We start from the raw sequence: 8,429 nt of genomic DNA, 5'->3' as shown, positions 1-8,429 counted from the left end.
TCGGTCGAGCAGGATGAGACCGGGGTGGCGGCCAACACCTACAACGTCATCGAGGTGCAGCTCGCGCCGCACGTGCCCGACCCCATCGCAGCGGGGATGACCCGGTCGTTCGCGACCAGCAGCGCCTGCGGTGTCTGTGGCAAGGCGAGCATCGATGCCTTGGCCGTCCGTGCCGCCTACGACCTGCATGACGACGACGTGCAGGTCAGCGCGCAGACGCTGCTGAGCCTGCCGGATTTGCTGCGCGAGCAGCAGCGCACCTTCGAGCGAACCGGTGGGCTGCACGCGGCCGGCCTGTTCACCGCCGAGGGCGAGCCGGTCGTGGTGCGCGAGGACGTCGGGCGGCACAACGCCGTCGACAAGGTGGTGGGCTGGGCCGTGCAGGAGGGCCTGTTGCCGCTGCGGGGCCATGTGCTGCAGCTGAGCGGGCGGGTGTCGTTCGAGCTGGTGCAGAAGGCCTACCTGGCCGGCATCCCCGTCGTGTCCGCGGTCTCGGCGCCGAGCTCGCTGGCCATCGCCACGGCGCAGGAGGCCGGTATGACAGTCGCCGGGTTCGTGCGCGGCAGCTCGCTCAACGTCTACACCCGTGCCGACCGGGTGCGGACTCCGGCGCACGTCTGAGCTGGGCTACCACTGCACCGACAGCGCACGGTGGTCCGAGATCGGCAGCGCCAGAGTCTGCGTGGACGTCGATGGCGGCAGTGCGCCTCGAGCCAGGATGTGGTCCAGCTGGCGCCGTGGTCGGTCGGCCGGGTGGGTCGGCGCCCGGGCCAGGGACCGGAAGCCCGACCGAGCACCGTGCAGCAGGACCCGCTGGTTGAGGTCGCCGAGCAGCACCTGCGGCCCGGGCAACCGGCGCAGCCAGCGGGCGACACGGCGCAGCTGCCACAGGTTCTGGCCGGGGACGAACGACAGGTGCGTGGTGGCGACGGTGAGCTCACCCAGGGGTGCGCCCAGCACGGCGGCCACGGCCACCCGGGGCTCGTCCGCCAGCCAGGTCAGGCGCCGGCGTCCCGGCTCGAGCACGGGACCGCGCACCGGGGCGGCGGCCATCCGCAACTCGTGCCAGGACGTGACCGGGTAGCGCGAGACCAGCGCCACCCCGTAGGCTGGGGTCTGCTGGGCGTCGGCTTCCCCGGCCGGGCGCCACCGCATACCTGGGGTGCCGATCAGAGCGGGCACGAAGCGCCAGTCCCGGGCGCCAACGGCGGTCGCGATCTGCGCCGTCTGGTCTCGGCCGGCCGAGCGCGGCTGCCCGCGGTCGACCTCCTGCAGCCCGAGCACGTCGGCGTCGATCTCCACCACGGCATCGCGCAGTCGCTGAGCGTCGACCTGGTCGTCCTCCAGAGACCGGCCGTGCAGGATGTTCCAGGTCGTCAGTCGCATGGCTCGTGGCCGTTTGCGACGGGCGTCGTCACAGCCCCAGGTAGGTCGTGAGCTGACGTCCGAGATGGTCCATCTCGGACCCGGCGACCACGCCTCGCCGGGTCAGCAGCTAACTCCTGGCGACGGGCCGCAGACCCGTGACATCGGCATACGACCGGTCGTAGCGGGTGAGGCCTGCGTCGGTGTTCAGGGCCACACGGGTCTGCTCCGGCCCGCGAGTGCCGGTCACCGGGATCACGGCGACGTGACCGAGTCGGGCGTTGAGCAGGTTGACGCTGAACACCACCGCCGGGTGCATCCCGAACTCCTCGAAGTCGACATCCCACACCTCACCGCGGAACGGCTCAGGCAGTGACATCGGTCTCGGTGGGCGCTCGCGAGCGGACGCCGACCGGCAAGGGTGGCTCCTCAGAACCGTAGAAGTGCTCGACACTTTGCGCCATGCGCTCCTGCGCCGCCTGTCGGTGCAGCAGCTCGAGCGCTGCCCTGACGATCTCGGTGCGCCCCTGGAGACCGAGCAGCTCTGCGTCGCGGCGTAGCTGTGCTGCCAGGTCGTGAGGCACCCGCGCCTGCCAGGTCTCCGAGGCTCCGGTCGTCGAGGTCATAGTGTATACGCTCCGCCGTACAGTGCTCCTTGTCAAGCGGTCTCGGTCCCCGTCGCGGCCAGGGCCACCTCGGCGATGCGTCGCGCCGGGCGGGCGGTCAGGTGGATGCCGGCGATCATGCAGCGCACCGACCCGCCGGCGAGCTCGATGGTCGGCACGTCGACCGCCAGGATCGTGCAGCTGCGCTCGATCACCGCCACCTGTTCGTCCTTCAGCGAGCGCAGCGCGCGTCGCGAGATCACCAGCAGTCGACCCTGCGGACCCTGAAGCTCGATCGCGTTGCCCGCGAAGTCGAGGATCTGCTCGTGGGTCAGCGCGATGATCTCGCGCCCGGAGCCCTCCAGGGACTCCACCAGGTCCTCCCGGCGGCAGACGTCGTCGATGAGCTCGAGTCCGATCAGGGCGAACTGCGAGGCGATGCACATCATCACGTTGGTGTGGTAGATCTGCCGGCCGGCCCGGTCGGTCGCGTCGAAGACCATCGACTCGTAGTTGAACCGGCTGCAGAACCGCTCCAATGCGAGGGGGTTGGCCCGGTGGGAGCGCGCGGCATACGCGACTCGCTCGCGATGGTCCAGCACCATCGCGCCTGTGCCCTCGAGGAACATGCCGTCGTGCTCCAGGCCCGAGTAGTCGGTGACGTCCTGCACCCGGTAGCGCTGCTTGAGCATCTCGATGATGTCGCTGCGCCGCTCCTGCCGGCGGCTGGGCGAGTGCATCGGATAGATCGCCACCTGGCCGCCGGCGTGGGTGGAGAACCAGTTGTTGGGGAAGACGCTGTCCGGGCCGAAGACCTCGTCACTCTCGAAGAGGTGCACCACGATCCCGGCCTCGTGCAGCCGGTCGGCGAGGAGGCTCACCTCGGCATACGCGTCGCGGCTGATGGTCGCGACGTCCCGGGTGTGGTCCACCGACTGGAACGCGTTGTCGACGGACGTGCACGGGTTGGGCGAGAAGTGACTGGGCCGGATCAGCACCACCGCCGCGGGTCCCTGCAGCGACATCACGACCACCGTCCTTCCTCGGTATGCAGATCGGCCTGGCGGCCCAACTTCCCGAGTCTAGAGTGCACGAATTTCATACGCAACCAGCACAGCGCGACTATCTGACAACGTAATCGCGCATTTCGCCTCACGCAAACATACAATCTGCTCATGTCCACTCTTGACGACCTCGACCTCCGGCTGATCTCGGCGCTGCGGGCCGACGCCCGCGAGCCGGTCACCGCGCTGGCCCGGCGACTCGGCGTCACCCGGGCCACGGTCAACAGCCGGATCACCCGCCTCGTCGAGACCGGCACAATCCTGGGCTTCTCGGCCCGCGTTCGCGAGGACCGCGATCCGGACTCGATCCGCGCCGTGGCGCTGATCGAGGTGGAGGGCCGCTCCACCGACGAGGCGATCCTGGCGCTGCGCGGCTTCCCCGAGGTCTATGCCCTGCACACGACCAACGGCGGCTGGGACCTGGTCGCCGAGCTGCGCACCGACTCGCTGAGCAGCTTCGACCGGGTGCTCGCGCAGATCCGCTCGGTCGAGGGTGTGGTCAACAGTGAGACCTCACTCCTGCTCAGCTCGGTGTTGCTCTAAGAACGCGCCGGCCCCAGCCAGGTGTAGCGGATCTCGGGTCGCCCCGCCCGACCGTACTGCGGAGCGGCCCGGGAGCGCCCGGTGCGGGTCAGGTGCTCCAGGTAGCGCCGGGCGGAGACCCGCGACAGACCCCGCCAGCTCGGCCACGTCACTCGCCGATCCGTCGCCGGGCAGACTGGCCAGCGACGAGGCGACCAGCGTCAGCGTCACTGCGGACAGGCCCTTGGGCAACGGCGCGGATGTATCCGCGGGACGGCCGGCAGCCAGCACCGCATCGAGCTCGCGCTGGCCCATCGGCTGGCCGGCCCCGGACAGGCCCCCGCATCGTGTGCGCCGCCTCGACGACCTGGTCCAGGCGACCGTGCAGGTCCTGGACGGTGAACGGCTTGGCGATGTAGTGGAACACCCCGCTGTGCCGGGCCGCCCGCACCGACTCCAGGTCTCGAGCCGCGGTCACCACGATGACCTCGGTCGTGGGCCGCGGCGCGTCTTCGCGCAGATCGCGCAGCAGCTGCAGGCCGTGCACGTCGGGCAGGTAGAGATCGAGCAGCACCAGATCGACGACCTGCCGGTTGAGGAAGCCCAGCGCCGCCTGCCCGGTGTGCACCTTGCCGACGACCGCACACCCCCGGTGCGCCCGCACGTAGCGTTCGTGCAGGTCGGCCACCGCGAAGTCGTCGTCAACCACGAGGGTGCGCAGCGGCCTCATAGGCTCAGCACGACGTCCTCGGACGCGACGACCTGCACCTCGAACTGCACCTCGAACTGCACCAGGACGCCGCTGCCGCCCAGGGGTGATGGCACGATCTGGGCGCTGCCGCCCCGGCGCAGCGCGATCCGCCGGACCAGGGCCAGGCCGATTCCGTGCGGGCCCGCGCTGCCCGGTCGGACGGGCTCCTTGGTGGTCACGCCCACGTCGAAGACCCGCTCGGCAAGCTCTGCCGGCATACCCGCACCGTCGTCGTCGACCCGCAGCGTCATCCTCGACCCGGCGGGGGACGCCTCGTGGCCCAGCTCGATGAGCACCCGGCCACCCAGCCGACAGGCGGTCAGCGCGTTCTCCACCAGGTTGGCCAGCACCGTCAGCACGTCCATCTGCAAGGACGGGTCGTCGTTGAGCACAGGGACGGTGGAGCCCGGGGCGACCTGCACGTCGACGTTGCGCTCGACGCCACGATGGACCAGCGAGTGCAGCAGGGCGCAGACCTCGACGTCCTCGACGCCGGGTCCCTGTTGCGACCCGGTGAGCGGGCCACCGGCCCCGGTGCGCCGGATGAACGTCATGGCCTCTTGCGTCTCGCCCAGCTCCAGCAGCTCCAGCAGGCCGAGGAGCACGTGCAGCCGGTTGGAGTGTTCCTGCGCCTGGGCACGCAGACCCTCGGTGAGACTGTGCGCACCGTCCAGCTCGCGGACCACGGCGTGCAGATCGGTGCGGTCACGCAGCATCAGCACGGTTCCGACGGCGTCGCGGTCATCGGTCGCGGCGTCGCAGCGGGCCACCAGCACCCGAGAGCCCGCCAGCACCAGCCGGTCGTCGGTGCCCCCGGAGCGGACGAGCTGGGCGAGGTTGGCCCGGTGGGCCCGCAGCATCTCGGCGGCGTCGTCGGGGTCGAGCTGGTAGATCCTTTTGCGGATCAGCTGGGTCGCCCCGGCGGCACCCACGACACCGAGCACGGTTGCCCCGCCCAGCACCAGCAGGATGACGGTCAGCTCGTCGAAGAACTGCGAGCTCAGGGTCGACTCCAGCGTGCCCACCGACACCGTCCCGACCACCGCGCCCGCGGGGCCGAACACCGGCACCTTGACCTGCCACGACCGGCCCAGGGTGCCGGTCTGCGTGTCGATGTAGGTCTGCCCGGCCAGCGGGATCGACGGGTCCGTGCTGACCCTCTCCCCGATCCGCTCGGGATCGGGGTGTGCCATCCGGATGCCTTCGGTGTCGGTCACGACGACGTAGGTCTCCCCGGTGGCGTTGCGGACCACCTCGGCGATCGGCTGGATCTGCGCGGCCGGATCGGACGACGTCAAGGCCTCGCGATCGTCGCCTATCTGGCCCTGGCGTTGATCCTGGTCCTCGGGCTGTGGCTGCGGAGTCGGGGCAGCGCGCCGGACGAGCTGTAGGGCGACGGCACTTCACCGCTGCCGACGATCCGGCGTCGGCGACCGGCAAGCAGTCCCCACCGCTCCCAGGACGTACGATTGAGCTGATGTCCTCCCCCGACCCCCAGTCCGTGCCCACGCTCGTGCTGACCGTCTCCGACCGGTCCGCAGCGGGCACACGCGAGGACACCTCCGGGGCACGCCTTGTCGAGCTGCTCACCAAGGAGGGGTATGCGGTAAACGCGCCGGTCGTTATCCCGGACGGCCGGGACAGTGTGCGGGACGCGTTGCGCATCGCCGTGCGCGACGGCATCCGTCTGGTCCTCAGCACCGGGGGCACCGGCATCGCACCGCGCGACTTCACCCCCGAGGGCACCCGTGACGTCGTGACCCGCGAGCTGGACGGGGTGGCGGAGTACCTACGCCGGCACGGCGAGCAGTACACCGTGCTGTCCTACCTGTCCCGGGGTGTCGTGGGCGTGGTCGACCCCGGCGCTGACGCGGCTCCCGGCGCCATCGGCACCCTGGTCATCAACCTGCCCGGCAGCCCCAAGGCGATGGACCAGTCGATGGAGGTCCTGGCCCCGCTGCTGCCGCACCTGCTGGCCATGGTGGTCGGATGGGACGACCACTGATGCCCACGCCCCAACCGTTGCCCGAGCCCACGCTCCGGCCCACGCCGGCAGCACGGCATACCTCGGCCGCACCGCCCACGTCGGCCGCACCGCCCACGTCGGCCGCGGAGGGTCCGCTCGTCGACCGCTTCGACCGGGTACACCGTGATCTGCGGATCTCGCTGACCGACCGTTGCTCGTTGCGCTGCACCTACTGCATGCCCGAGCAGGGGGTGCCGTGGCTGGCCAAGACCACGATGCTGAGCACGGAGGAGCTGTTGCGGTTGGCGGGGGTCGCCGTGTCGCTGGGCATCACCGAAGTGCGGCTGACCGGTGGTGAGCCGCTGCTGCGCCGCGACATCGTGGATGTCGTGGCGGGCATCGCCGCGATGGAGGGTGTGGAGGGACCGATCGAGGTCTCGATGACCACGAACGCGCTGGGACTCGACAAGGCGGCGCAGGCATTGGCCGATGCCGGCCTGACCCGGGTCAACATCAGCCTGGACACGCTGCGACCAGAGACATTCCGGCAGATGGCCCGGCGGGACCGGCTCGACGACACCCTGGTCGGCATCCGCGCCGCCGCCGAGGCAGGGTTGACCCCGGTCAAGCTCAACACGGTGCTGTTGCGCGACGTCAACGACCACGAGGCTCCCGCCCTGCTCGCCTTCGCGCTCGAGCACGGCTACGAGCTGCGCTTCATCGAGCAGATGCCGCTGGACGCCGGGCACACCTGGCACCGGGAGTCGATGATCACCGGCGAGGAGATCCTGGCCTGGCTGCGCACGGCATACGAGCTCAGCCCGGTGCCGCAGCGGGGCAGCGCTCCGGCCGAACGGTTCTTCGTCGACGGCGGCCCGGCCACGGTCGGGGTGATCGCCTCGGTGACCTCGCCCTTCTGCGGCACCTGTGACCGGGTGCGGTTGACCGCCGACGGGCAGCTGCGCAACTGCCTCTTCGCTGCCGGGGAGTCCGATCTGCGCACGCCCATGCGTGACGGCGCGAGCGACGAGGAGCTGGCCCAGATGTTCCGGATGAGCATCGGCGCCAAGCTGCCCGGTCACGGCATCAACGAGCCGGGATTTCTGCAGCCGCCGCGGCCGATGAGCGCGATCGGCGGCTGAGCGCTACGGCTCAGCCGGTGTCGGGCGCTCGGGCCTGCTCGGGCTGGTCCCGATCGGTGTGCCGGGTCTGGCGTCTTTGGTGCAGGTCGGGAATACCTTCCAGGGCTGGGGGTGGGTGGTGCTCGTAGGCGTGGCCGGTGGGGGTGGTGAGCCGGATGACGCGGCGCCCGTCGGGCTCGCGGTCGGCGGTGGCGGTGAAGCCGGGGGTGTCCTTGTCGTAGTTGCAGCGTTCGCACAGTCCTTGGCCGTTGTCCGGGGCGGTGGGCCCCCCATCGGTGTGCCGGTCGATGTGGTCGGCGTGTCGGATCGGGGCGTCACACCAGGGGGTGGCGCAGTGTTGGTCGCGGGCGATCAACAGCTCGCGCACGGCGGGGTCGAAAAGGCGCCGGTGGGAGTCTCGGTCGGCAACGGACCCGTCGATCGGGGACAGGAACAGTCGGCGGATCCACGCGGCCCGCGGCCCCGTCGGTCGACGCCGGTCGACCCGTTCCCTCCGGACACCCTGCTTGCCGTCGTCCTGCTCGCACCCGCTGTCCTGCTCGCACCCGCTGTCCGGGTCGCGGCCACCGCTGTGCTTCCTGCCACGGTCGGGCTCGTCCGCGCCGTCGGGCTGAATATCGCGGTGTTCGCTGTGTCGGGTGGTGCCGGTGAACGCCAGGTCGCGGGCGGTCTGGGCGGGGATGGGTCCGAAGCCGGGCATCCGGGCGGGATCGGCGGCCTGGTCGAACAGGGCCGAGTCGGTCATCACGACCTGGATCTCCACCTCATACCCATCTTGCACCGAGGCGACCCCGGTCAGACGTTGAACCAGGATGTCGGCGCGCAACTGGTCCAGGGTCCGCGGGTCGCCCTGGGCGCGCAGTGCTTTGGCCGCGGTGTCCAACGCAGCGTGGCAGGCGACCCCGTCGGCTACCGGCAACAACCCGGACAGGATCGACATGGTGTCCGGCGCCGGGCGCAGGCTGACCCGCCGGTCCTTGGTGGCCTTGCGGCCCTGGGCCACGAAGACCTCCG

Annotated in this window: 12 protein-coding genes; 4 read left to right on the top strand and 8 right to left on the bottom strand. The window is 70.7% G+C overall.

The genetic code is table 11. The features are described from left to right. The coding region (locus tag ACR2FV_RS08755; protein ID WP_434015308.1) for a formate dehydrogenase accessory sulfurtransferase FdhD at positions 1 to 621 on the top strand (621 nt) is incomplete at its 5' end. 6 nt (positions 622 to 627) lie between these two features. Here ACR2FV_RS08755 and ACR2FV_RS08750 read toward each other — a convergent pair. From ACR2FV_RS08750 to ctlX, 4 genes are all read right to left on the bottom strand, one after another. Further along, positions 628 to 1,386: an endonuclease/exonuclease/phosphatase family protein gene (locus ACR2FV_RS08750; protein WP_434015307.1), complete on the bottom strand. Its 759-nt coding sequence runs from the start codon at positions 1,384 to 1,386 to the stop codon at positions 628 to 630. Between the two features lie 109 nt (positions 1,387 to 1,495). Then, entirely contained in the window at positions 1,496 to 1,744 is a 249-nt protein-coding gene (locus ACR2FV_RS08745; protein ID WP_434015306.1) for a type II toxin-antitoxin system PemK/MazF family toxin, read from the bottom strand. Next, a complete protein-coding gene (locus ACR2FV_RS08740; RefSeq protein ID WP_434015305.1) occupies positions 1,731 to 1,991 on the bottom strand; it encodes a ribbon-helix-helix protein, CopG family in 261 nt (86 codons plus the stop codon). Before ACR2FV_RS08740 ends, ACR2FV_RS08745 begins: the two co-directional genes overlap by 14 nt. Before the next feature lie 32 nt (positions 1,992 to 2,023). Next, positions 2,024 to 2,995, bottom strand: a complete 972-nt coding sequence (gene ctlX / locus ACR2FV_RS08735; RefSeq protein ID WP_434015304.1) for a citrulline utilization hydrolase CtlX — start codon at positions 2,993 to 2,995, stop codon at positions 2,024 to 2,026. A 150-nt stretch (positions 2,996 to 3,145) separates the two neighbouring features. On the opposite strand from ctlX, the gene ACR2FV_RS08730 reads away from it, so the two are divergent. After that, positions 3,146 to 3,577, top strand: coding sequence for an Lrp/AsnC family transcriptional regulator (locus ACR2FV_RS08730; protein WP_434015303.1), 432 nt, complete (start codon positions 3,146 to 3,148; stop codon positions 3,575 to 3,577). Here ACR2FV_RS08730 and ACR2FV_RS08725 read toward each other — a convergent pair. Genes ACR2FV_RS08725 through ACR2FV_RS08715 form a run of 3 tightly spaced genes read right to left on the bottom strand, consistent with a single transcriptional unit; the run spans position 3,574 to position 5,626 of the window. Continuing rightward, positions 3,574 to 3,729, bottom strand: a complete 156-nt coding sequence (locus ACR2FV_RS08725; protein WP_434015302.1) for a hypothetical protein — start codon at positions 3,727 to 3,729, stop codon at positions 3,574 to 3,576. The two genes, ACR2FV_RS08730 and ACR2FV_RS08725, sit on opposite strands and share 4 nt — an antisense overlap. Continuing rightward, positions 3,726 to 4,286, bottom strand: a complete 561-nt coding sequence (locus tag ACR2FV_RS08720) for a response regulator (protein ID WP_434015301.1) — start codon at positions 4,284 to 4,286, stop codon at positions 3,726 to 3,728. Before ACR2FV_RS08720 ends, ACR2FV_RS08725 begins: the two co-directional genes overlap by 4 nt. Next, positions 4,283 to 5,626 carry a sensor histidine kinase gene (locus tag ACR2FV_RS08715; protein ID WP_434015309.1) on the bottom strand — a complete coding sequence of 448 codons (1,344 nt, stop codon included), beginning with the start codon at positions 5,624 to 5,626 and terminating at the stop codon, positions 4,283 to 4,285. Before ACR2FV_RS08715 ends, ACR2FV_RS08720 begins: the two co-directional genes overlap by 4 nt. Before the next feature lie 158 nt (positions 5,627 to 5,784). Here ACR2FV_RS08715 and ACR2FV_RS08710 point away from each other — a divergent pair, with 158 nt between their 5' ends. Continuing rightward, positions 5,785 to 6,312 carry a MogA/MoaB family molybdenum cofactor biosynthesis protein gene (locus ACR2FV_RS08710; RefSeq protein ID WP_434015300.1) on the top strand — a complete coding sequence of 176 codons (528 nt, stop codon included), beginning with the start codon at positions 5,785 to 5,787 and terminating at the stop codon, positions 6,310 to 6,312. Further along, positions 6,297 to 7,415, top strand: coding sequence for a GTP 3',8-cyclase MoaA (gene moaA / locus ACR2FV_RS08705; protein ID WP_434015299.1), 1,119 nt, complete (start codon positions 6,297 to 6,299; stop codon positions 7,413 to 7,415). Before ACR2FV_RS08710 ends, moaA begins: the two co-directional genes overlap by 16 nt. Before the next feature lie 10 nt (positions 7,416 to 7,425). Here the strand turns inward: moaA and ACR2FV_RS08700 are convergent. Next, positions 7,426 to 8,429 (bottom strand): DUF222 domain-containing protein (locus ACR2FV_RS08700; RefSeq protein ID WP_434015298.1); only part of this gene is annotated, 1,004 nt, incomplete at its 5' end.

Source organism: Ornithinimicrobium sp. (assembly GCF_051004135.1).
Classification (GTDB): Bacteria; Actinomycetota; Actinomycetes; order Actinomycetales; family Dermatophilaceae; genus Ornithinicoccus.
This window is presented reverse-complemented; position numbering and strand designations above follow the sequence as displayed.

Bases quoted from the DNA above. Each gene is read 5' to 3' on its own strand.
- ACR2FV_RS08750 (WP_434015307.1), bottom strand. From the start codon at position 1,386: ATGCGACTGACGACCTGGAACATCCTGCACGGCCGGTCTCTGGAGGAC.
- ACR2FV_RS08745 (WP_434015306.1), bottom strand. From the start codon at position 1,744: ATGTCACTGCCTGAGCCGTTCCGCGGTGAGGTGTGGGATGTCGACTTC.
- ACR2FV_RS08740 (WP_434015305.1), bottom strand. From the start codon at position 1,991: ATGACCTCGACGACCGGAGCCTCGGAGACCTGGCAGGCGCGGGTGCCT.
- ctlX (WP_434015304.1), bottom strand. From the start codon at position 2,995: ATGTCGCTGCAGGGACCCGCGGCGGTGGTGCTGATCCGGCCCAGTCAC.
- ACR2FV_RS08730 (WP_434015303.1), top strand. From the start codon at position 3,146: ATGTCCACTCTTGACGACCTCGACCTCCGGCTGATCTCGGCGCTGCGG.
- ACR2FV_RS08720 (WP_434015301.1), bottom strand. From the start codon at position 4,286: ATGAGGCCGCTGCGCACCCTCGTGGTTGACGACGACTTCGCGGTGGCC.
- ACR2FV_RS08710 (WP_434015300.1), top strand. From the start codon at position 5,785: ATGTCCTCCCCCGACCCCCAGTCCGTGCCCACGCTCGTGCTGACCGTC.
- moaA (WP_434015299.1), top strand. From the start codon at position 6,297: ATGGGACGACCACTGATGCCCACGCCCCAACCGTTGCCCGAGCCCACG.